18 protein-coding genes and 2 pseudogenes are annotated in these 21,987 nt (G+C 65.5%); 11 read left to right on the top strand and 9 right to left on the bottom strand.

Annotation, left to right across the window (positions count from 1 at the left end):
* Positions 1-153: 153 nt before the first annotated feature.
* The gene (locus tag JF66_RS13370; RefSeq protein ID WP_156109788.1) at positions 154-822 is read right to left on the bottom strand and encodes a C40 family peptidase; all 669 of its coding nucleotides are present in this window, start codon (positions 820-822) and stop codon (positions 154-156) included.
* Between the two features lie 436 nt (positions 823-1,258).
* Positions 1,259-1,966: a metal-dependent transcriptional regulator gene (locus tag JF66_RS13365; protein WP_035878928.1), complete on the bottom strand. Its 708-nt coding sequence runs from the start codon at positions 1,964-1,966 to the stop codon at positions 1,259-1,261.
* Positions 1,967-2,051: 85 nt separating this feature from the next.
* Between JF66_RS13365 and serC the strand changes: the two genes are divergently transcribed.
* Positions 2,052-3,170 carry a phosphoserine transaminase gene (serC, locus tag JF66_RS13360; RefSeq protein ID WP_035878927.1) on the top strand — a complete coding sequence of 373 codons (1,119 nt, stop codon included), beginning with the start codon at positions 2,052-2,054 and terminating at the stop codon, positions 3,168-3,170.
* A 26-nt stretch (positions 3,171-3,196) separates the two neighbouring features.
* Positions 3,197-3,430, top strand: coding sequence for a DUF2530 domain-containing protein (locus JF66_RS13355; RefSeq protein ID WP_035878925.1), 234 nt, complete (start codon positions 3,197-3,199; stop codon positions 3,428-3,430).
* Here JF66_RS13355 and JF66_RS13350 read toward each other — a convergent pair.
* Complete coding sequence (locus tag JF66_RS13350) at positions 3,392-4,027, bottom strand: DUF3027 domain-containing protein (protein WP_051973525.1); 636 nt, start codon at positions 4,025-4,027, stop codon at positions 3,392-3,394. The two genes, JF66_RS13355 and JF66_RS13350, sit on opposite strands and share 39 nt — an antisense overlap.
* Complete coding sequence (locus JF66_RS13345; RefSeq protein WP_035878923.1) at positions 4,020-4,400, bottom strand: cold-shock protein; 381 nt, start codon at positions 4,398-4,400, stop codon at positions 4,020-4,022. The genes JF66_RS13350 and JF66_RS13345 overlap by 8 nt, the downstream gene beginning before the upstream one ends.
* A gap of 104 nt (positions 4,401-4,504) precedes the next feature.
* On the opposite strand from JF66_RS13345, the gene JF66_RS13340 reads away from it, so the two are divergent.
* The 3 genes from JF66_RS13340 to JF66_RS13330 are packed head-to-tail and all read left to right on the top strand — an operon-like array spanning position 4,505 to position 8,399.
* The gene (locus JF66_RS13340; RefSeq protein ID WP_035878921.1) at positions 4,505-4,780 is read left to right on the top strand and encodes a hypothetical protein; all 276 of its coding nucleotides are present in this window, start codon (positions 4,505-4,507) and stop codon (positions 4,778-4,780) included.
* 3 nt (positions 4,781-4,783) lie between these two features.
* A complete protein-coding gene (locus tag JF66_RS13335; RefSeq protein WP_035878919.1) occupies positions 4,784-6,703 on the top strand; it encodes a helicase-associated domain-containing protein in 1,920 nt (639 codons plus the stop codon).
* Positions 6,704-6,746: 43 nt separating this feature from the next.
* Positions 6,747-8,399, top strand: a complete 1,653-nt coding sequence (locus JF66_RS13330; RefSeq protein WP_035878917.1) for a DNA repair helicase XPB — start codon at positions 6,747-6,749, stop codon at positions 8,397-8,399.
* A gap of 102 nt (positions 8,400-8,501) precedes the next feature.
* Here the strand turns inward: JF66_RS13330 and JF66_RS13325 are convergent, their stop codons facing one another.
* Together JF66_RS13325 and folP are read right to left on the bottom strand one after the other, a co-directional pair.
* Positions 8,502-9,215: a pyrimidine reductase family protein gene (locus JF66_RS13325; protein ID WP_035878915.1), complete on the bottom strand. Its 714-nt coding sequence runs from the start codon at positions 9,213-9,215 to the stop codon at positions 8,502-8,504.
* Positions 9,216-9,225: 10 nt separating this feature from the next.
* Positions 9,226-10,134, bottom strand: a complete 909-nt coding sequence (folP, locus tag JF66_RS13320; protein WP_035878914.1) for a dihydropteroate synthase — start codon at positions 10,132-10,134, stop codon at positions 9,226-9,228.
* A gap of 107 nt (positions 10,135-10,241) precedes the next feature.
* On the opposite strand from folP, the gene JF66_RS13315 reads away from it, so the two are divergent.
* The 6 genes and pseudogenes from JF66_RS13315 (at position 10,242) to JF66_RS13290 (ending at position 18,533) form a co-directional block, all read left to right on the top strand.
* Entirely contained in the window at positions 10,242-10,934 is a 693-nt protein-coding gene (locus JF66_RS13315) for a response regulator transcription factor (RefSeq protein ID WP_035834948.1), read from the top strand.
* Positions 10,935-10,966: 32 nt separating this feature from the next.
* A complete protein-coding gene (locus JF66_RS13310) occupies positions 10,967-12,652 on the top strand; it encodes a HAMP domain-containing sensor histidine kinase (protein WP_035878912.1) in 1,686 nt (561 codons plus the stop codon).
* A 320-nt stretch (positions 12,653-12,972) separates the two neighbouring features.
* Positions 12,973-13,086 (top strand): annotated as a pseudogene (locus tag JF66_RS24405) (WXG100 family type VII secretion target); the annotation flags it as partial.
* Between the two features lie 192 nt (positions 13,087-13,278).
* On the top strand, positions 13,279-15,438 hold the full coding sequence (betT, locus tag JF66_RS13300; RefSeq protein ID WP_035878911.1) for a choline BCCT transporter BetT: 2,160 nt from the start codon (positions 13,279-13,281) through the stop codon (positions 15,436-15,438).
* Complete coding sequence (locus JF66_RS13295; RefSeq protein WP_035878910.1) at positions 15,435-16,934, top strand: aldehyde dehydrogenase family protein; 1,500 nt, start codon at positions 15,435-15,437, stop codon at positions 16,932-16,934. The genes betT and JF66_RS13295 overlap by 4 nt, the downstream gene beginning before the upstream one ends.
* 27 nt (positions 16,935-16,961) lie before the next feature.
* Entirely contained in the window at positions 16,962-18,533 is a 1,572-nt protein-coding gene (locus JF66_RS13290) for a GMC family oxidoreductase (RefSeq protein WP_035878909.1), read from the top strand.
* A 218-nt stretch (positions 18,534-18,751) separates the two neighbouring features.
* Here the strand turns inward: JF66_RS13290 and groL are convergent.
* The 3 genes and pseudogenes from groL to JF66_RS13275 all read right to left on the bottom strand — a co-directional run bounded on the left by groL (position 18,752) and on the right by JF66_RS13275 (position 21,838).
* Positions 18,752-20,381, bottom strand: a pseudogene (gene groL / locus JF66_RS13285) (chaperonin GroEL).
* Between the two features lie 129 nt (positions 20,382-20,510).
* Positions 20,511-21,566 carry a DUF3048 domain-containing protein gene (locus JF66_RS13280; protein WP_051973524.1) on the bottom strand — a complete coding sequence of 352 codons (1,056 nt, stop codon included), beginning with the start codon at positions 21,564-21,566 and terminating at the stop codon, positions 20,511-20,513.
* Positions 21,567-21,634: 68 nt separating this feature from the next.
* Positions 21,635-21,838 carry a cold-shock protein gene (locus JF66_RS13275; protein ID WP_035834941.1) on the bottom strand — a complete coding sequence of 68 codons (204 nt, stop codon included), beginning with the start codon at positions 21,836-21,838 and terminating at the stop codon, positions 21,635-21,637.
* Positions 21,839-21,987: the final 149 nt, after the last annotated feature.

Here is a 21,987-nt window from a genome sequence, read left to right as displayed (position 1 = left end):
AGAACACGCACTCATCCATGGTGTGGATCGTGCATACCTCGTGCATCGGCTCTCCTCAACCCGCAAACATTAGAGCTTTAGGTTAACGCACGAGTGGCGTCCCGCGATAGACGGGACGCCACTGTGTTACACAATGTTCATATCAAGCGGGTCTCAGATTCCGATCCGCACAATGTAGTAGTCGCTCGTCCAGATGGGCTGGATGCGCACGTTCTGGCCGGTGTACGGCGCGTGCAGAATGTTGCCGTTGCCGGCGTAGAAGCCATCGTGGCCGGGCATGATGACGAGGTCGCCGGGAACGGCATCCTCAATCGAAATGCGGGTGCCCATGGCGCCCTGCCCCGTGGACGAGTGCGGCATGCTCACGCCGAACTGGGCGTAGACATACATAATAAAACCGGAGCAGTCGAAGCCGGCCGGGGTCGCCCCACCGTAGACATAGGGCACGCCTTGATATTCGGACGCCTTGTTGAACACGGCCTGCAGGTCGAACGCCGGGTGACTGGGGTTCGCGAGGTAGTCGGCGGCCGAGGGGCCGGTGTAGGCGCTTGCATAGGTCGTGCGCTGGGAAGCGACCGCAACCCGGCGGGCCTCGGCGGCGGCAGCCGCAGCGGCGGCCTGAATCTCTTCGGGCGTCGTGGCGGTGAAGCCCTCGCGGGCCACGCTCACGGTGGCGGCCTGGGCATCGACCTCCACAGCCTGTGCGCCCGCCTTGGTGGCCTGAGTGGACGCGGTCGACTTAAAGGTTACGTCGTTGGATCCCGGCGCGAACGCATAGGCGGGAAGGGCCATGGTGGCGACGAGGCCGCTGGCCAAAGTCATGATCACGATGTTGCTGAACCCACTGCGTCGGGCACGCTTCGGGGCGGCGCGGTGGCCGGAGTGACGGCTGACCGACGTGTCCACTTTTTCCAGTGAACCGGGTGTCGGCGTCGTCCCACGACGGGACCTTCGTATTCCTAATGCGGCCAAAGTTATCCTCCGACGCCTCGACAACACTAGGTAGTTGCCCCGTCCACTTCGCTAGTCGCGGGTGTGTACCGCAGCAAGAGACGGGTAGATCTGGCGTCTTGCCGAGGGTCCTTCGACCTTTGTCTGGTCTGTGGGACATCCCCGAGGTTACGGGACAGCGGTCGGTTTGTCACTCCGAATGCCACTTTTCTAACGAAATGGTAACGGGGCATAGTCGGCTGGCGGACGATTGGGGCCACCGAACCCACGGCATCCGCTTCAGCCGCTCGGCGCCACAACGGCGTGATTACGCGGATGTGCCGGGTGTCGTCACGAAGATATGACCGGCTACTTCGTTCGGCAGCTCAAGGCCGTTGCCAAAACCTTCGACCTTTACCAGAACGTACGATCCGACGGCCGAAAACATACCTGTTGCTCCCGGCATGACTCCGGACTGCTTGAGCTGGAGCAGGAGTTCCGGGTCGAACTGCACCGGCTCGCCCAGCCGACGGATGACCGCGGTCACGGGTTCAGGCGAACTCCCCACCACCGCGAGCAGATTTGTGACGCCCGCCATGAACGCCACGGCGGGCGAATCACCGAACTCGTCGAGCCCCGGAATCGGGTTGCCGTACGGCGACTCGGTGGGGTGGCCAAGGATCTCGAGGATCTTCCGTTCGACCTGCTCGCTCATCACGTGTTCCCAGCGACAGGCCTCGTCGTGCACGAACTCCCACTCGAGCCCAATCACGTCGCTCAGCAGGCGCTCGGCAAGACGATGCTTGCGCATCACGTGCACAGCCTTCAGACGGCCTTCAGAGGTCAATTCAAGATGACGGTCACCCGACACCACGACGAGCCCGTCGCGCTCCATACGGGCCACGGTCTGCGACACTGTGGGCCCTGAATGACCGAGCCGTTCGGAGATGCGCGCGCGCAGAGGCACGATCTGCTCCTCCTCGAGGTCCAGAATTGTGCGCAGGTACATCTCAGTGGTGTCGATTAAATCAGTCATCCGCAGCCTCTCTCTGGGCCGCTGCACGGCCGGTTTTCGATGCTCCAAGACTAGCCGCCACCGCGGTCGCTACTAGAATCGCCTCATGCCGGACCTGATGATTCCCACTGAACTGCTGCCCCTCGACGGACGATTCGGCTGCGGCCCCTCGAAAATCCGCCGCGAACAACTCGATCACCTGATCGGATTCGCGACCGGAATCCTGGGCACAAGCCACCGCCAGCCGCCCGTGAAAGACCTTGTCGGTCGTGTGCGGGCCGGTCTGGCCGAGCTTTTCGACATTCCCGAAGGCTACGAGGTCGTGCTCGGAAACGGCGGATCGACCGCCTTCTGGGACGCCGCCGTGTTCTCCCTGATCGAGAAGCGCAGCCAGCACCTCGTCTTCGGCGAGTTCGGCGGAAAGTTCGCCAAGGCCGCCGCGGCCCCTTTCCTCGAAGCCCCCGACGTTGTCAATGCCCCCACCGGATCGCGCAGCGAATTCGTCGCCCGCGAGGGGATCGATGTGTACGCCTGGCCCCAGAACGAAACCTCGACCGGGGTCATGGCCCCGGTCACGCGTGTCGTCGGCGACGAGGGTGCCCTCACCGTGATCGATGCCACGAGCGCGGCCGCGGGCATCGACTTTGACGCCGACCAGGCGGATGTCTACTACTTCGCCCCCCAGAAGAACCTCGCCTCCGACGGCGGCCTGTGGCTCGCCCTCTTCTCCCCCGCAGCGATCGAGCGCGTCGAACGCATCCACGCCAGCGGACGCTACATCCCGGAGTTCCTGAGCCTGAAGAACGCGATCGACAACTCGCGCCTCAATCAGACCCTCAACACCCCGGCCCTGACGACGCTGCTCCTGCTCGAGAGCCAGATCGACTGGATCAACACGAGCGGCGGGCTGAGCTGGGCATCCGCGCGCACCCAGGAATCGTCGTCCGTCCTGTACGACTGGGCCGAGAGCGTTGACTACGCCATGCCCTTTGTGGCCGACCCGACCCACCGCTCCCAGGTCGTCGCCACGATCGACTTCGTCGATTCGGTCGACGCCTCGGCCATCAGCAAGATCCTGCGCGCCAACGGCATCCTGGACACCGAACCGTACCGCAAGCTCGGCCGCAACCAGCTGCGGGTCGCGACGTTCACTGCGATCGACCCCAACGACGTGCGCAAGCTCGTCGCCTCGATCGAGCACGTCGTCGGTCACCTCGGAAACTAGCGAACTCTCACAGAAGCGGGTCGGGCATGCGTCTCTGGTTGAAAGACAGCGAACGTCGGCCTGACCCGCTGCCCGCACGAACGGATGCCCGCAAGGCCTTCTTTGCCGGCACCGTGGTGTGGCTTCTGGCTCTCGGTGCCGCGCTGATCCTGCGCGACCAGATTACCTCCGCCGGCCTCGACTGGTGGATCTGGTGCGCCGTGATCGGCGTGGGACTGGGACTATTCGGACTGCTCTGGGTGCAGATGCGGCGACGCTAGGGCCTCGTCGAAGTCGATGCCGTCGAGGTGGTCGTCGGCACGGTCGGTGTCGAATCCGTCGTCGGGCTCGTCGTCGTCGGGCTCGTGATCGTCGTCAGATTCCTCATCCTCGTCGGAGTCGTCGTCCTCATCAGAGTCGTCGTCGTCGTCGTCATCACGGTCGTCGTCGTCGTCAGACTCGTCGTCCTCGTCGTCCTCGTCCTCGTCGCCTTCGCCGTCCAGAAGACGATCAGACCACGGCACCCAATCGGGCGCGGTCAGGGCGTACTCGCCGGGCATGAGTTCGGTCTCGAGCACTGTCGGCGTGGCGTTCTCGTCGGTGCGCGCGAGCGTCACGGTCCATTGCCAGCCAGGGTAACCGGGCAGGGCGCAGTCGAAGAGCAACGACACAACGCGCTCGCCCGCCACGACGTGGCCGAGCAGCGAACCGATGGAATCGGCCGGCGTGATCTCTTCGAGCGCCGTGCGCGCGAGGTCGACGGCCGCGAGCAGAACCGCATCGGCGACGGGCGTCGCCTCATTCTCGGCACCGTCAACGACGGCCCCATCGTTCGTCGCCAGGTCGACCGACAGGGTGATGTCTTCGGGGTCAGGCATCCAGTTCTTCTGCAACCTTCCGCAGCATGGCTGCAATCTTGTGACTGTGCGAGCTCTCGGGGTACCGCCCGCGACGCAGGTTCGCGCCGATGCCGTCGAGCATCTTCACGAGATCCTCGACGATGATCGCCATATCGTCTGCCGGCTTGCGATTGAGCTTGGATACGCTCGGCGGCGCCTCCATCACGCGAACGGAGAGCGCCTGAGCGCCGCGTTTGCCATCGGCGATACCGAACTCCAGCTTGGCGCCGGCCTTGACCGTGGTTCCGGCGGGCAGCGCAGAAGCGTGGAGAAAGACCTCGTGGCCGTCATCGGAGGTGATGAAACCGAAACCTTTTTCCTCGTCGTAGAACTTGACCTTGCCGGTGGGCATCTAGACCTCGCTGTGGTTTAGGTGTGTGGAGGCGCGCAGGACTGCGCGACGTGCGGGTCCAGCATATTCCGTTCCCGGCGTCACCGCCCCGTATCCTTGAGACTGTGACCAATCAAATTCCACCCTCCACCGGCCGGTTCGAGCGCATCCTCGCGTACATGGTTGCCGGCGTCGTGGGACTGTCCATTCTGTGTTTCGTCGCCATGATCGCAGGCACGGCGCTGGGCGTGGGCAACAACGACGGGTTCAGCAAGGGTCTCTGGCCCATCGTCATCACGCTGCCCCTCTTCGGCCTCCCCCTCGCCTTCCTCCTCACCATCGGTCTCATCGTGTTTGTGGCCATCCGGCGCAAGCGCGACTCAGCGGCAAACCCGAGCTAACCGATGCTGTCACTCGCCACTCGCCTGCGCGCTTTCGATGACACCACCCTGCGCCACGCCGTCGAGGCGCGGGCAGTCTCGCCCACCGGCATCCGCGATTTCTTCGATCTGGCCGATGCCCTGCTCGACCCCGCCGCCATTCAGCGCACCCTTGCGCATCTCGACCGGGCCACCCTCGGCGTCCTGGCCGCTGCCGGCGAGCTCGTGAGCGCATCCATGGCCGACGTGGCCCGGCGCACCGCCGCCGATCCCGCGGCGGCCAGCCTCAGCACTGCAGTGCCCGCGCCCACCGTCGCGGAGATCGCCGCCCGCCTCACCGACACGAGCGGCACCGTCGTCACGCACGATCACGTCGCGGCACGGGCCGCCGATCTCGACCGCCTGCTCCTGTGCGTCGTGGCCGACGGCGCCGTGGCCCCATACGCCGCCGTGTCGGCCCAGCTGGAGGCCTGGCCCGCACTGGGTCTGCCCGGCGCCATCGAGCTCGCGGCAACGCCCGCACCGCCCGCGCTCACGCCGCCCGACGGGCTCGACATGACGTTCACGGACCGGCTTGCCGCCGAACGAGCCTTCTCCTGCGTGTCGTCGATCGCCGAGCTCGTGAGCGAACTTGCCCGCGATCCCGCCCGGGAACTGAGCCGGGGTGGACTCGGCCTGCCCGACACCAAACGTCTCGCCCTCGTCATGGGTGTCGAGATCGATGCCGTGCCCACCCTCGTCACCATCGCCGCTCGAGCCGAACTCGTCGCCCACTCCGAGGGATATTGGATGGAAACCGAGGCCGGTGAAGGCTGGCTGATCGAGCCCACGACCGCTCGCTGGGCGACCCTTGCGAAGGCCTGGCATGCTGCCTTGCCCGACTCCGTGCGCGGCATCGTCCCCCGCTACGCCGGGGTTTCCTGGGGTCAGGGGCTGCGCGGCTTCGTGGATTGGCTCTATCCCGCCGGCGGCGAGTGGATGGAGGCTCAGGTCGCCGAGTTCGCGCGCGACGCCGAGGTCATCGGCGTGACGGCGCACGAAGTCACGAGTTCTGCCGGGGCGAATCTTCTCTCCGGCGAGTTGTCTGCCGCCATCGCTACCCTGACGGCTGCCCTGCCCGCCGAAGTCGGTGCCGTGTACCTGCAACACGACCTGTCGATCGTGGCGCCCGGGCCCCTTGCACCGTCGATCGACGCGCGATTGCGTGCCCTGGCCGACGTGGAAAGCCGTGAACTCGCGTCGAGCTATCGCATTACGGCGGCATCGGTCAATCGCGCCCTGGCCGCCGGGGAAAACGCGGAGTCCCTGCTGACCTTCCTGGGCACGATTTCGCTCACCGGCATTCCCCAGCCGGTGCAGTACCTCATCGAGGAAGCCGCCACCCGCTACGGTCGAGTGCGCGTCGGCAGCGCCGCACCTGGTTCCGCCCCGAAGCAGAGCTACGTTCGCTCCGACGATGCCGAGCTGCTCGGCACGATCGAGGTCGACCAGACTCTCTCCGCCCTCGGGCTCGACCGCGCCGGCACCCGGCTGACGAGCCGCTTCGCCGCCGATCTGGTCTTCTGGGCGCTCAGCGATGCCCGTTACCCGGTGGCCGCGGAGAATTCGGCCGGGGAGATCGTGCACTTGCGACGACACCAGGTTGCGCGCGTCATTCCGCCGCCCCCTGTGGATCCGGCCCAGGCTCTTGTCGACAAGCTCCGGGCGAGCGATGGCGGCGAGGTCGTGGCCGCCGATGCCTGGCTCGCCCGTCAACTGGACACCGCCATCCGCGCCAAACAGACCGTCACGGTGAGCATCAGCATGCCCGGCGGAGTCGTCGTGGACTATCTGCTCGAACCCGCCAGCGTGGGTGGTGGGCGCTTTCGCGCGCGCGACCGCCGGGCCGATATCGAGCGCACGCTGCCCATTTCGAGCATCATCAGCATCACCCCGGCACCATAGCCTGTGCCATCGTGTTCACCCAACGGGCGTAGGCTTGCTGGCTATGTCTGATGGCCCCCTGATCGTCCAAAGTGACCGCACGGTATTGCTCGAGGTTGCGCACCCTCTCGCCGAGGATGCGCGGCACGATCTCGCCGTATTCGCCGAGCTTGAGCGTGCTCCCGAGCACATCCACACGTATCGCATCACACGACTCGGCCTATGGAACGCCCGCGCGGCCGGACACGACGCCTCCGACATGCTCGCAACGCTGGAGAAGTACTCCAAGTTCGCGATCCCGCAGACGGTGTCGGTGGACATCACCGAAACCGTGGGTCGCTACGGACGCCTCGTCATCGAGCGCGACACCGAGGGTGCCCTGGTGCTGCGGAGCAGCGATCAGGCCGTGCTGATGGAAATTGCGGGCGCCAAGCGCATCGCTCCGCTCCTGATCGCGCAGCCCTCCCCCTCGTCGTTCCTCGTGGAGCCGTGGGCTCGCGGCCAGCTCAAGCAAGAACTCGTGAAGTTGGGCTGGCCCGCGGAGGACCTCGCCGGCTACACCCCGGGCACCCCGCACGAGATCGCCCTGCGCGAAGACGGCTGGGCCCTGCGCGACTATCAAAACAAGGCCGTCTCGAGCTTCTTCGACGGCGGCTCCGGCGTGGTCGTTCTGCCCTGTGGCGCCGGCAAGACCCTCGTTGGCGCCGGAGCGATGGCCACCGCGAAGACCAACACGCTCATTCTCGTGACCAACACGGTGTCCGCCCGGCAGTGGCGAGACGAGCTGCTCAAGCGCACCACGCTGACGCCGGAGGAAATCGGCGAGTACTCCGGTCAGGTGAAGGAGGTCAAGCCGGTCACGATTGCGACCTACCAGATCCTGACCGCAAAGCGAAAGGGCGAGTACGCCCACCTTGAGCTGCTCGACGCCATGGACTGGGGACTCGTCATCTACGACGAGGTGCATCTGCTCCCCGCCCCCGTCTTCAAACTCACCGCCGAACTGCAGGCGAGGCGGCGCCTGGGCCTGACCGCCACGCTCGTGCGCGAGGACGGCCGTGAGGGTGACGTGTTCAGCCTCATCGGCCCCAAGCGCTTCGACGCACCGTGGAAGGAGATCGAGGCACAGGGCTTCATCTCCCCGGCCTCCTGCTTCGAGGTGCGCATCGACCTGCCACAGTCCGAACGCCTCACCTACGCCGCGGCGGCCGACGACGAGCGCTACCGCCTCGCCGCCACCGCACCCGCCAAGCTCGGCGTCGTGCAGGCCCTCATCGCGAAGCACGAGGGCGAGCGCATCCTGGTGATCGGTCAGTATCTCGACCAGATCGACGAGCTCGCCGAGGTCTTGAACGCCCCACAGCTCACGGGCGCCACGCCGATCGACGAGCGCGAACGCCTCTATCAGGCGTTCCGGGTGGGCGAGGTGAAGGTGCTCGTGGTCTCGAAGGTCGCAAACTTCTCCGTCGACCTGCCGGAGGCTACCGTCGCCATCCAGGTGTCGGGTTCGTACGGCTCACGCCAGGAGGAGGCCCAGCGCCTCGGCCGCCTGCTGCGTCCCAAGGAATCGGGCCTGTCCGCAAACTTCTACACGCTCGTGGCGCGCGACACCGTGGACCAGGACTTCGCGCAGAACCGGCAACGGTTCCTCGCGGAGCAGGGCTACAGCTACACGATCCTCGACTCGAACTCCCTCACAGAGTCGGCAATCGCCTAGCCCAGGTATTCGCGGAGACGCTCCACATCGTAAAACCGGAGTTCTTCGAGACACGCCGGCCAGGCCGGCAGATCCACCCGGCGTGTCTCAGAAACTCCGGTTTTACGGCTCCTCCCGCCGCCGGCCGTAGCGCAGAAAAACCATGTCCCCGGCGGTGAGCACATGTTTCAGGGCCATGTCCCGTGAGGCATGGGGTCCGTGCGCGATTCGCCCGGACGGGCCACTCTCGAGCACGGGGCTCAGGCTCAGGCAGAGTTCGTCTACGCAGTCCGCCTCAATCAGGGCGCCGAACAGGCTCGGCCCGCCCTCGCAGAGAATCTGACGGAGCCCTCGTTCGGCGAGCGCCTCGACCACGGTCCGCGGATCGATGGCGTTCTCGCCGCAGACCAGCACGTCGGCGACCTCGGCGAGCTCCTTCCTCGCGCCGCGCGGTGACCCAGCGTGCGTCACGATGAGGGGCCGGGTCGCCGCCTCCGTGAACAGCGGCTGCCGCGGGTCGAGATCGAGCCGGCCGGAAACGATCGCGAGCGGCGGCTGCGCGGCCCATCCCCGTGACACGCGCCACTCAGCGTCCGCTGTCGGCAGGCTGACGCCTCCGTAACCCTCGGCCCGCACCGTTCCGGCGCCCACGAGGATGACGTCGCTCAGCAGGCGCAGGGTGTCGAAGACGAGCTTGTCATCGGCGTTGTTGAGGCCGCCGCTCAGGCCGTCCTGAGTCGCCGCGCCATCGAGGCTCGAGATGAAGTTGACCCGCACCTGCGGCAGGCTGCGGTCGGCAATGTGGTAACTCTCCCGCAACGATTCGGGATCAAACATGAGAGCCCCCTCAGGCCTGATTGTGTCGCAGGTAGGCGGGCTGGCGGAACCCGAGGATCGCCTCGGTCATGCGCGCGGCATCCACCGCGGCCCTCACGTTGTGCATGCGCACGATGCGCGCGCCCTGCACGATGCTGAACACCATGGCCGCGAGGGAACCTTCCACACGGTCGCCGCGCTCCCTGTCCAGGGACTCGCCCACGAAGTCCTTGTTCGACACCGCCACGAGAACGGGCAGGCCGAGCGCGGTGATTTCAGCGAGGCGCCGGGTGATCTCCAGGGAGTGCAGGGTGTTTTTGTTCAGGTCATGTCCGGGGTCGACGACGAGGCGATCAAGCGGGATACCCCGACTCGTCGCGAGTTCGACCTTGGCCCGCAGAAAATCGACGACCTCGTGCACAACGTCGCCGTAGGTGGGCGCGGGGTAGGCCGTGCGGGGCTGGGCGAGGCTGTGCGTGATCACGAGGGTCGCGTCACTGTCCGCCACGACGTCGGCCATGGCAGGGTCGTGAATGCCGGTCGTGTCGTTGATCACGTGGGCGCCGGCTCGCAGGGCAGCGAGGGCTACGGCCGGGTGGAACGTGTCCACCGAAATGACGGCGCCGGATCCCCGTAGGGATTCCACCACGGGAACAACCCGGTTGATCTCCTCGTCGAGGGGGACCGGGGGGCCGGGCGCGAACTTGGCTCCGCCGATGTCGACCCAGTCAGCGCCATCCGCTATCGCCTGCCGGGCGGCGGCAACGGATGCGTCGAGCGCGAACGTGGCGCCCTTGTCATAGAACGAGTCGGGGGTGCGGTTGACGATCGCCATCACCGCAACCTCACGGGAAAAGTCGAAAAGACGCCCGTTCATCATTCGCTTCGGCGAATCGATAGTGGGCAAGCGCAGTTCGCTGCGTGTGTTCGCCGTGTGCATACCACTCCCTGCATTTTCGGACCGAGCTGTTCTACAAACGTAGCGAGATACGCCTGCACACCGTCTACTTTCAGGAAACCTTCAGCTAACGCGCAGATGATGGGGGCATGACTGATGGCCCCCGCATTCTCATTGTTGATGACGAACCAAACATCCGCGACCTGCTCACGACCAGCCTGCGCTTCGCCGGCTTCGCCGTGCGTGCCGTCGGAAACGGCGCCCAGGCGATCTCTGCCGTACTCGAAGAGGAACCCGACCTCATCATTCTCGACGTCATGCTGCCGGACATGAACGGCTTCGGGGTGACCAAGCGCCTCCGCAGCGCCGGGTACACCGCTCCGATCCTGTTCCTCACGGCTAAGGACGACACCGAGGACAAGATCACCGGCCTCACCGTTGGCGGGGACGACTATGTCACGAAGCCGTTCAGCCTCGATGAGATCGTCGCGCGCATCAAGGCGATCCTGCGTCGCACGATGCACGCCGACGAAGACGCGGTCATCCGTGCCGGCGAGCTGACCATGGACCAGGACACGCACGAGGTCCTCGTGGGCAGCGAGCCGATCGAGCTCAGCCCGACCGAGTTCAAGCTGCTGCGCTACCTGATGCTGAACCCGAACCGGGTGCTGTCGAAGGCGCAGATTCTCGACCACGTCTGGGAATACGACTTCAATGGCGACGCCGGCATCGTGGAATCGTACATCTCGTACCTCCGCCGCAAGGTCGACGTGCACTCGAGCGAGCCCCTGATCCAGACAAAGCGTGGCTTCGGCTACATGCTTAAGGCCGCCAAGGCATAGTCCCAGCCAACGTTGTTTAGACTGGAGCTCTCATGCATCAGTCACTGACGGAACGATGGAACCGCGTCTCCCTGCGGTCGAAGATCACCGGCGTGACCGTGCTCATGCTCACGCTCGGCCTGCTCGTCTCGGGCATCGGCACCATGGCGATGCTCAAGCAATATGTCGTCGAGCAGGTCGACACGCAGTTGCGTGCGGAGATTCAAACCACCCTCAACGCATCGTCGTCGGCCGCGCTGTCCCAGAACGGCGCAGAGGGCGTGCCGTCCAACTACTTCGCCGCGCTCTACGACGCTGACGGCGGGCTGCTCACGCGCACGTGGCGCGACCACCCGCACGCGGAACTCCCCGTGGTCGGCATGCCCCTCAACCTCGCGCGCGCCGCCCAGCTCGACGGACGCACGCAAACCCTCTACGACGCAGCCCACGACACGGCCTTCCTCGCCGTGGCCGTGCCCGTTGTGATCAGCCCGCAGGGCACCTACGGCACACTTCTCATGGCGGTTTCCCTGCGCCCGACCGAGAACACGATGGCCACGTACCTCACCATCTTCCTGGGCTTCGGCGCCGGCGTCGTGCTCATCGGAGCCATGCTGACACGCCTGCTCGTCACGACCACCTTCGCTCCCCTGCGCGAGGCCGAGCGGACCGCGGCAGCCATCGCCGACGGCGACTTCAGCCAACGACTCGGCGGGGCCACGCCCAACACCGAAGTCGGCCGCCTCAACCGGTCGCTCAACACCATGTTGAACCGCATCGACCGGGCCTTCAAGGACCGGGCGAAAACCATCGACCAGATGCGTCGATTCGTCGGCGACGCGAGCCACGAACTCCGCACCCCGCTCGTCTCCGTGCGCGGCTACGCCGAGCTCTACCGGATGGGGGCCCTGCAGACCCCCGACGACGTCGCCCAGGCGATGCAGCGCATCGAGAAGGAGGCCATCCGGATGGGCGGCCTCGTCGAGGACCTGCTCGAACTCGCCCGCCTCGACGAGACCAAGCCGCTCGCCCTGACCGCGGTCGACCTCGTCCCGCTGGCGCGGGACGCGGCCCTCGACACCATGGCCTCGTCCCCCACACGTCAGGTCACCGTGCTCACGCCGGTGCAGACCACGCTGGCCCCGACTGACGCTGACCGCTCCGCAGACGTCTCGGAGCAGGACACCGGGGAGGCTCCGGCCCTCGACGCACAGGGCTCCCCGGCGACAAGTTCATTCGCCTCGACCTTTGCACGGCTGCGCACCCGCAAACCACGCAAAACGGATGCCACGGTAGCCGTCACCCCACAACCGGTCGAGGGTCCGGGCATCGCCGTTCCCGCCATCGTCATGGCGGAGGAAAACAAGATCCGCCAGGTGATCACCAACCTGATGGGCAACGCGATGCGCTTCACGGCGGCCGACAGCCCCATCGAACTTGAGGTCGCCGTCGACCCCGTCGCCCAGCGGGCATCCATCGCCGTCATCGACCACGGCGAAGGTATTCCGCCACAGATCCGGGAAAAGATCTTCCAGCGTTTCTGGCGCGCCGACTCCTCCCGCGCCCGGGAAACCGGCGGCAGCGGGCTGGGACTGGCCATCGTGGCCGCCATTGTCTCCTCGCACAACGGCACCGTTGATGTAGTCGAGACTCCCGGTGGCGGCGCGACCTTCCGGGTGTCGCTTCCCCTCGCGGGCAGTCCGAGCGCCCCGCAGAAGTCGGAGCCGGTCATTCCCTGACCCCCTCCTCCACCGCTGGTCGGCGCGGGCGGTTATGCACCGAACGGTGCCGACTCCCCCGCGGAAGGTCGTGGTGCTCTTAGTGTCGAGGCACGCACCTCACCGCGCACCCCCCACCGCGCGCACCTCACCGAAGGGCACACCATGACCAGCTACCAGGTAGACAGTGAAGCAGTCCTCGCCGCAACCACGGCCATGCGCGGCACGATCGGCCGCATCGAGGCCGAGGTTGCGGGCCTGCACGGACAGCTCCTGAATCTCGAAGGTCCTGGACCGGCCAGGCTTCACTCGCGTTCCAGGGCGCGGTCACCGAGTGGAAGTCTATGCAACAGCGTCTCGAGGAAGGACTCGCGGGCCTCAACCAGGCGCTGACGGTGGCCGGGCAGCAGTACGCCGATATCGAACAGGCCAACACCCGACTCTTCGCTCGCTGATGGGCTGAGTTCGCACCGTGCGCCACGGGTAGAGCCAGTCTTGGGTCAGCGTGAACCACGACTTCCTCGCCCCCTTTTTGGGGGCTTGCGCACAGATATTGTTAGAGTAGGCATCTTAGCGACTTTTCTGTCGCACCCGGTCGCCACCGCGACCCCGTCAGATATGACGAAACACCGAGCACCAAGGATGAGATGTCCCCTTCCGCAGTTGAACCGCCTGCATCCCCACCGTCTGCGCCCGCAGCTGCGGCTACCGCGGAAATACCGCCCACCGTTCCCGAAACCAAGACCCGCGTCAATAAGACCGTCTTCATCGGCTCGGCAACAGGAATCATCGCAATCGCCCTCTGGTCCATCCTCGCCCCGACGAGCGCGAGCGCTGTCATCGGCTCCGTCGTCGGATGGGTTTCCACCAACCTCGGCTGGTACTACTTTCTGATTGTCACGCTCGTTCTGGTGTTTGTGATCTTCATCGCCGTCTCCCGCGTGGGGAAGACCCGGCTCGGCCCGGATCACTCCCGACCGCAATTCAGCCTATTCACCTGGACGTCCATGCTGTTCGCTGCCGGGATCGGCATCGACCTGATGTTCTTCTCCGTATCCGAGCCCGTCACGCAGTACCTCGCGCCCCCGACGGGTGACGGCAGCACCGTCGAGGCGGCACGACAGGCCATGGTCTGGACCCTCTTTCACTACGGGATCACCGGCTGGGCGCTTTACGCGCTGATGGGCCTCGCCCTCGGCTACTTCGCCTACCGACAGAACCTCCCCCTGAGCATCCGCTCGGCGCTCTATCCCATCTTCGGCAAGAAGATCTACGGCCCGATCGGTGACATCGTCGACATCGCCGCCATCCTCGGCACCATCTTCGGCATCGCCACAAGCCTCGGCATCGGCGTGGCCCAGCTCAACTACGGCCTCACCTTCATGTTCGGCACCCCGCAGACGCTCTTCGTACAGGGCTCACTCATTGCACTGTCGGTCGTGATGGCCACGATTTCGGCAATCACCGGCGTGGAGAAGGGCATCCGCCGCCTCTCCGAACTCAATGTCTTACTCTCGGTCGCGCTCATGCTGTTCGTGCTGATCGCCGGCAACACCTCCTTCCTGCTCGACGCCGTCGTGCAGAATGTCGGCGATACCCTCAGCCGCTTCCCCGCCATGACCCTCGACACGTTCGCCTATGACCGACCCGACGCGTGGATGAACGCGTGGACGCTGTTCTTCTGGGCCTGGTGGATCGCCTGGGCACCGTTCGTCGGACTGTTCCTGGCCCGCATCTCTCGCGGTCGCACCATCCGCCAGTTCGTCTCCGGTGTTCTCGTCGTGCCGTTCGCGTTCATCCTGCTCTGGATCGCCGTCTTCGGTAACAGCGCCCTCGCCATCGTGATCGGCGGAGACGCCGGTTTCGGCGAGATCGCCATGAACTCACCGGAGAAGGCGTTCTACTCGCTGCTCGCCGAGTTCCCGATGGCGCCGCTCAGCGCGGCGGTGGCGACGTTCACCGGCCTGCTGTTCTACGTGACCTCGGCCGACTCCGGAGCCCTCGTGATGGCCAACTTCACCTCGCACCTGAAGGATGCCGAGTCCGACGGCCCCAAGTGGCTGCGCGTCTTCTGGGCCGTCACCACCGGAGTGCTCACCCTCGCAATGCTGCTGGTGGGAGGGATCCCCAACCTGCAGAATGCCACGATCATCATGGGGCTACCGTTCTCGGCGGTGCTCCTGCTCATCATGCTTGGACTCTACAAAGCCCTTCGGGTGGAGCAATCGCTGACGGACAGCTACCGCGTGAGCCTGCCCGGACTGCTTTCCGGCCGCAGCGGCGATCCGGCCCGCGCCCGCAACTGGCGCCAGCGCCTCTCCCGCGCCATGAGCTACCCCGGGCCCAAGCAGGCCGAACGCTTCGTGGCACTCGTGGCACTTCCGGCCCTGCAGGAGGTGCACGACGAGCTCGCAGCCAAGGGCGCCGATGTGACCCTCAGCGAAGGCATCGTGGACGGCCTGCAGATTCCGCACCTCGACCTGCTCGTATCGATGGGCGAGGAACGCGGGTTCAAGTACCAGATCTATCCGGTACAGTTCGATACTCCGTCCTACGCCGTGCGCTCCGCGTCGTCGGCGAGCAAGTACTACCGTATGGAGGTCTTCTCTCTTGAGGGCAGCCACGGCTACGACCTCATGGGGTACAGCAAGGAGCAGGTCATCACCGATGTGCTCGACCACTACGAAACACACCTGGACTTCCTGCACCTCAATCGTGCAGAGCCCGGCAACACCGCCTTCGCCGAAGACCAGGTGGCCAAAGACAATTGGGAAGCCGATTTCGACTCGGACGAGGTAAAACAGTGACCACACGAACCCCTACAGCAAACGCATCCGCCACGTTGTTCATCGGCGGCAGCTGGGTGTCGGCGAGCGACGGCGCCACCCGTGCCATCCGATGCCCGGCCGACCAGGAGCTCGTCGGCCTGGTCTCGGAAGCCACCGAAGCGGACGTCGAGGCAGCAATCCACGCAGCCCGCGTCGCCTTCGATAGCCACGTCTGGTCGTCCGTTCCGGCACCGGAACGAGGCGACTTCCTGCTGCGCGTAGCGGCAGAGTTGCGTGTTCGCCGGGCACAGTTCGCCCGCGCCGAAACCCTCGACACCGGCAAGCGCCTGGTCGAGAGTGAAATCGACATGGACGACATCGCCAACTGCTTCACCTACTTCGGCAAGATCGCGGGCCAGGATGCCGGACGCATCGTCGACGCCGGCGACGCCAATGTGGTCAGCCGCATCGTGCACGAACCCGTGGGCGTCTGCGGCCTGATCGCGCCATGGAACTACCCGCTGCTGCAGGCCGCGTGGAAGATCGCCCCGGCCCTCGCCGCAGGAAACTCGTTCATTCTCAAGCCCAGCGAGCTCACCCCGCACACAAGCATCCTCATGATGGAGCTGCTCGACGACCTCGGTCTGCCCGCCGGGGTGGCCAACCTCGTGCTCGGTGCCGGCGCCGTGGCGGGAGCCCCGCTCTCCAGCCACCCCGACGTCGACCTCGTGTCGTTCACCGGAGGACTCGAGACGGGCAAGAAGATCGCCGCCGCCGCCGCCGGAACGGTCAAGAAAGTCGCCCTTGAACTCGGCGGCAAGAACCCCAACGTGATCTTCGCCGACGCCGACTTCGACGCCGCCGTCGACAACGCCCTCAACGGCGGCTTCGTGCACTCCGGTCAGGTCTGCTCGGCCGGCGCGCGCATCGTGGTGGAGGCATCCGTTGCCGAACGCTTCGTCGACGAGCTCGTTCGCCGGGCCAACCAGATCCGCCTCGGCGGACCGTTCGATCCCGCTGCGGAGACCGGACCGCTGATCAGCGCGGCGCATCGTGACAAGGTCACCGCGTACGTTCAGAAAGGTCTGTCCGAAGGCGCCCGTCTGCGGTGCGGAGGGACCTGGGGAGAGGGAGACCTCGAGAAGGGTTACTACTACACCCCGACGGTGCTCGACCAGGTGCACTCCGGAATGTCCGTCGTGATCGATGAGGCCTTCGGTCCCGTCGTGACGATCGAAACGTTCGAGACCGAGGCCGAGGCCATCCGCATTGCCAACGACACCGTCTACGGTCTCGCCGGGGCCGTCTGGACTCAGGATGCCGGCAGGGCCCAGCGCATCGCCCAGGCGCTTCGCCACGGCACGGTATGGATCAACGACTTTCACCCCTACCTGCCGCAGGCGGAGTGGGGCGGCTACGGCCAGTCCGGCGTGGGCCGCGAGCTCGGCCCGATGGGCCTCGGCGAGTACCAGGAAACCAAGCACATCTACCAGAACACCGCCCCGGCGGTCACCGGTTGGTTCGCGGCGCGCTGAGCGCCGCCCGCCGGTAAGGAGCACGACATGGCTGCACCCCGTACAACTGAATTTGACTACATCATCATCGGCGGGGGCTCCGCAGGAGCCGCCGTCGCGGCCCGGCTGAGTGAAGACCCGGACGTTCAGGTCGCCCTCGTCGAGGCCGGCCCCGACGACCGCGGCATCGACGCCATCCTGCAGCTCGACCGGTGGATGGAATTGCTGGAATCCGGATACGACTGGGACTACCCCATCGAGCCGCAGGAAAAGGGCAATTCGTTTATGAGGCACGCCCGTGCCAAGGTGATGGGCGGATGCTCGAGTCACAATTCGTGCATCGCCTTCTGGGCACCCGCCGAAGATCTGAACGACTGGGCGTCGGTGCATGGCGCCACCGGCTGGGATGCCGAGACGAGTTTCCCCTTCTTCACGAAGCTCGAAACAAACGAAGACCAGGCCGCCCATCATGGCCGGTCCGGTCCCGTACACCTGATGAACGTGCCCGCAAACGACCCGTGTGGCATCGCCCTGCTGGACGCCTGCGAGCAGACCGGCATTCCTCGCGTCACGTTCAACTCGGGAACCACCGTGGTCAACGGCGCAAACTTCTTCCAGATCAACCGGCAAGCCGACGGTACCCGCGCGTCCTCATCAGTGTCGTACATCCACCCCATCATGGAGCGGGCCAACTTCACCCTGCTCACCGACATGCGCGCCCGCAAGCTCACGTTCGACGAGAACAAGCGCTGCACGGGAGTTCAGGTCGTTGACGCGAGCTTCGGCAAGACGCACCAGCTCACGGCCCGGCTCGAAGTCATCCTGTCGGCCGGCGCCATCGATTCCCCCAAGCTGCTGATGCTCTCGGGAGTCGGACCGGCCGCGCAGTTGGAGCAATTCGGCATCGACGTGCTCGCCGATTCCCCCGGCGTCGGCGAGAACCTGCAGGACCACCCCGAAGGCGTCATTCAGTGGGAGGCCAAGCAGCCCATGACCGAGACCTCCACCCAGTGGTGGGAGGCGGGCATCTTCACGACCACCGAGGAGGGCCTCGACCGCCCCGACCTCATGTTTCACTACGGCTCGGTGCCCTTCGACATGCACACGGCACGTGAGGGCTACCCCACTACCGAGAACGGGTTCTGCCTCACCCCCAATGTGACACAGGCCCGTTCCCGCGGCACGGTGAAGCTGCGCAGCAGCGACTACCGCGACAAGCCCAAGGTCGACCCGCGCTACTTCACCGACCCGCACGACATGCGGGTCATGGTGGCCGGCATCCGCAAGGCCCGCGAGATCGTGGCCCAGCCGGCCATGGCGGAGTGGGCCGGAGTGGAGCTCTACCCCGGCGCCGCCGTGCAGACGGATGCCGACATCACCTCGTACATCCAGAAGACCCACAACACCGTGTACCACCCGGCCGGTACCGTGCGCATGGGCGCCGTCGACGACGCCCTGTCGCCGCTCGACCCGGAGCTGCGAGTCAAGGGAGTGACCGGCCTGCGGGTAGCGGATGCCTCCGTGATGCCCGCGCTTGTCACGGTGAACCCGAACATCACCACGATGATGATCGGCGAGCGCTGCGCCGCCTTCGTGAAAGCGGCCCGCAGCAGCCACTAGCCGAGGCGCCCGCGATCGCGACAAGCTCGATCCACGCGCCGGTCGAGGCGCGAGGAACGAGCGATCGAGACCGCGCAAGCCGACCTTGAGACCCCGTCACCGGGTTTCGAGACGCGGGCAAAGGACGTGCCCGCTCCTCAACCAGCGAGACAAAAAAGTGGGCGCCTCCCGAGGGAGGCGCCCACTTTTCAGTGTGATGCAGGTGCTACAGGCGGGACTTAGAAGTCCATGCCACCGGTGGGGTCGCCGGCCGGAGCCGAGTTCTTCTCCGGCTTGTCGGCAACGACGGCCTCGGTGGTGAGGAACAGTCCGGCAATCGACGCGGCGTTGAGCAGCGCGGAGCGGGTGACCTTCACCGGGTCATTGATGCCGGCAGCGATCATGTCAACGTACTCGCCGGTTGCGGCGTTGAGGCCCCATCCGACGGGAAGGTTGCGCACCTTGTCGGCCACAACGCCAGGCTCCATGCCGGCGTTGAGGGCGATCTGCTTGAGCGGAGCGTCGATGGCGACGCGCACGATGTTCGCGCCCGTTGCCTCGTCGCCGACGAGGTCAAGGACTGCCTTGCTCTCGAAGGCCGTCTTGCCGGCCTGGATGAGCGCAACGCCACCACCGGCGACGATGCCCTCTTCAACGGCTGCCTTCGCGTTACGAACGGCGTCCTCGATGCGGTGCTTGCGCTCCTTGAGCTCAACCTCCGTCGCGGCGCCGGCCTTGATGACGGCAACGCCACCGGCCAGCTTCGCGAGACGCTCCTGGAGCTTCTCACGGGTCGTAGTCGCTGTCGGTGTTCTCGATCTCGTTGCGGATCTGCTGAACGCGTCCGGCAATCGCCTCGACGTCTCCGGCACCCTCGACGATGGTGGTCTCGTCCTTGGTGATGACGACCTTGCGGGCGTTACCGAGCAGGTCGAGCGTGACGTTCTCGAGCTTGAGGCCGACCTCTTCAGAGATGACCTGGCCACCGGTGAGGATGGCGATGTCCTGAAGCTGAGCCTTGCGACGGTCTCCGAAGCCGGGGGCCTTGACGGCGACCGACTTGAAGATGCCACGGATCTTGTTCACAACGAGCGTGGCCAGTGCCTCGCCGTCGACGTCTTCCGCAATGATGAGGAGCTGCTTGCCGGTCTGGATGACCTTGTCCACGATCGGAAGCAGGTCCTTGATGTTGGAGACCTTGGAGTTGACGATCAGGATGTAAGGGTCTTCGAAGACCGCTTCCTGACGGTCGGGGTCGGTCACGAAGTATGCCGACAGGAAACCCTTGTCGAAACGCATGCCCTCGGTGAGCTCCAGCTCGGTGCCGAACGTGTTCGACTCCTCAACGGTGACAACACCTTCCTTGCCGACCTTGTCGATCGCCTCGGCGATGATGGCGCCGATCTCGGCGTCTCCGGCGGAGATGGAGGCGGTGGCCGCGATCTCTTCCTTGGTTTCGATCTCCTTGGCGCTGGCGATGAGCTCGGCGATGACGGCTGCCGTTGCCTTCTCGATACCGCGCTTGAGGCTGATGGGGTCGGCGCCGGCTGCGACGTTGCGCAGGCCTTCGCGAACCAGAGCCTGGGCGAGAACGGTTGCCGTGGTGGTACCGTCGCCGGCAACGTCATCCGTCTTCTTGGCTACCTCTTTGACGAGCTCCGCACCGATCTTCTCGTACGGGTCGTCGAGCTCGATCTCCTTGGCGATGGAGACGCCGTCGTTCGTGATCGTGGGGGCGCCCCACTTCTTCTCCAGAACGACGTTGCGGCCGCGCGGGCCGAGGGTGACCTTGACAGTGTCGGCGAGAATGTTCAGGCCGCGCTCAAGCCCACGACGGGCCTCTTCATTGAATGCAATGATTTTTGCCATATGTGTAACTCGTCCCTCCCGGACGTTCCAAAAGATTGATGGGTTAGCACTCAAAACCTCAGAGTGCTAAGTCGATTCTGGCACTCTGGGGTCGAGAGTGCAAGCGAACGCGGTGGCGCCCGCCTTCTGTCAGGGCAGGAGTTCGACCGAGCCCTGAGCCGTGGGTACCAACTCGATCCACGTGTTGCCGGGGGCCAGCCGGACGGTGACCCCATTCCGGTCGACCAGCCGTATCGGGGCTGTCTGGGAGTCTTTCACCCAGGTGGCGCTCAGGGTCTGACCTCCGGTTGAGACCGACGCTTCGCCGGAACCGATCATCGTGGTCTTGGGGACGTAACCGTACGTGTTGTCGATGTCCACGCGGAGGGTCACGACGTTCGTCGCGGCGAGCTGCGCACCATTGCTGTCGAGGTCGGGCGCGCCCTCCTGCGAGCGGAGGTAGGTCCCGGCCGCGGCGTCCCAGGTCCAGCCGGGCCAGCGTGAGTTGGAGAAACGCGTATTGATGGCGCTGATCGGTGTTCCGTCGACCATGGCGGAGGAGGCCGCGACCGATGGCGCGTACGCGAACTGCTGGGCCGGCGCGGGGAGGTCGGTGTGTCGGCCCACGAGTTCATTCGCTTGAAGGATCACGTTGTGCGGCGCCGACTTCGTACTCGTGCGGCTGAAGATCCCCGAGTTGTCGTAGTCGAAGATCGCGCTGAACACTGGAGCCGCCTTGATCATGTCCAGGAAGGTCTGGGCGCCGCCGGAGAACGCGGCAATGCCGCCGAACGGCGACATGATGTCGGGGTCCATCGGTCGGATTGACCGCACGGGGCCAACCTCGTCCGGCACATCGGAATGCCACACCGCGACATAGCGGGTGATTCCGCCCTCGACGAGCTCCTCGAAGATGATGTCGGCCCGTTCCAGTCCGATTTGAGGACGCGCGGCCGCGTGGTTGTCGATCTTCACCGCGATCGACGGATGCGCGAGGGCCGCGGACGCCGCCGCCGTGCCCCGCAGCGGTGCCAGCACGACGGGGTCAGGCTGGGCGTACGTGGATTCCCAGCCGGAGTCACTCGGAGTGGGGGTCGTAACCGAAGCAGCTCCGGAACACGCGCTCAGCAGCAACGCCGGGACGAGGACTGCGACGATGCGGCCGAACCGGCGGGGCGCTGCGGCCCGTGTCTGTATTACGTTCACTTCGACACACTAACGCCGCCCGAAGCACCGGGCGGCGTTAGTTGGGGGTGTGCCCTGAAATTGGACCGTTAGGCCGGACGAACCGACTCGGCTTGGGGGCCTTTGGCTCCCGCACCGACCTCGAAGACGACCTGCTGGCCTTCTTCAAGAACCTTGTATCCGCTCATGTCGATGGCGGAGTAGTGGACGAAAACGTCTTGCCCTCCCCCATCAACGGTGATGAAGCCGAAACCCTTTTCAGCGTTGAACCACTTCACGGTTCCGTTCGCCATGTGTTACTCCTTGGTGCTGTGATTGCGTCGGCAACTGCCCATTGGCTGTACCGGGCCTTGCCGCAGAGACTGCGATCGTTCAGCTTGCGCCCCCGCACTCTCCCGAGCACATTGTGCACCAACTAAACGCTTGACCACCCATACAGTAG

Origin of the sequence: Cryobacterium sp. MLB-32, assembly GCF_000738085.1 — a bacterium.
Classification (GTDB): Bacteria; Actinomycetota; Actinomycetes; order Actinomycetales; family Microbacteriaceae; genus Cryobacterium.
The sequence above is the reverse complement of the archived record's forward strand: the minus strand, read 5'-3'. Positions and strand labels throughout refer to the sequence as shown.

Bases quoted from the DNA above. Each gene is read 5' to 3' on its own strand.
- JF66_RS13370 (WP_156109788.1), bottom strand. From the start codon at position 822: ATGACTTTGGCCAGCGGCCTCGTCGCCACCATGGCCCTTCCCGCCTAT.
- JF66_RS13365 (WP_035878928.1), bottom strand. From the start codon at position 1,966: ATGACTGATTTAATCGACACCACTGAGATGTACCTGCGCACAATTCTG.
- serC (WP_035878927.1), top strand. From the start codon at position 2,052: ATGCCGGACCTGATGATTCCCACTGAACTGCTGCCCCTCGACGGACGA.
- JF66_RS13355 (WP_035878925.1), top strand. From the start codon at position 3,197: ATGCGTCTCTGGTTGAAAGACAGCGAACGTCGGCCTGACCCGCTGCCC.
- JF66_RS13350 (WP_051973525.1), bottom strand. From the start codon at position 4,027: ATGCCTGACCCCGAAGACATCACCCTGTCGGTCGACCTGGCGACGAAC.
- JF66_RS13345 (WP_035878923.1), bottom strand. From the start codon at position 4,400: ATGCCCACCGGCAAGGTCAAGTTCTACGACGAGGAAAAAGGTTTCGGT.
- JF66_RS13335 (WP_035878919.1), top strand. From the start codon at position 4,784: ATGCTGTCACTCGCCACTCGCCTGCGCGCTTTCGATGACACCACCCTG.
- JF66_RS13330 (WP_035878917.1), top strand. From the start codon at position 6,747: ATGTCTGATGGCCCCCTGATCGTCCAAAGTGACCGCACGGTATTGCTC.
- JF66_RS13325 (WP_035878915.1), bottom strand. From the start codon at position 9,215: ATGTTTGATCCCGAATCGTTGCGGGAGAGTTACCACATTGCCGACCGC.
- folP (WP_035878914.1), bottom strand. From the start codon at position 10,134: ATGCACACGGCGAACACACGCAGCGAACTGCGCTTGCCCACTATCGAT.
- JF66_RS13315 (WP_035834948.1), top strand. From the start codon at position 10,242: ATGACTGATGGCCCCCGCATTCTCATTGTTGATGACGAACCAAACATC.
- JF66_RS13310 (WP_035878912.1), top strand. From the start codon at position 10,967: ATGCATCAGTCACTGACGGAACGATGGAACCGCGTCTCCCTGCGGTCG.
- betT (WP_035878911.1), top strand. From the start codon at position 13,279: ATGTCCCCTTCCGCAGTTGAACCGCCTGCATCCCCACCGTCTGCGCCC.
- JF66_RS13290 (WP_035878909.1), top strand. From the start codon at position 16,962: ATGGCTGCACCCCGTACAACTGAATTTGACTACATCATCATCGGCGGG.
- JF66_RS13275 (WP_035834941.1), bottom strand. From the start codon at position 21,838: ATGGCGAACGGAACCGTGAAGTGGTTCAACGCTGAAAAGGGTTTCGGC.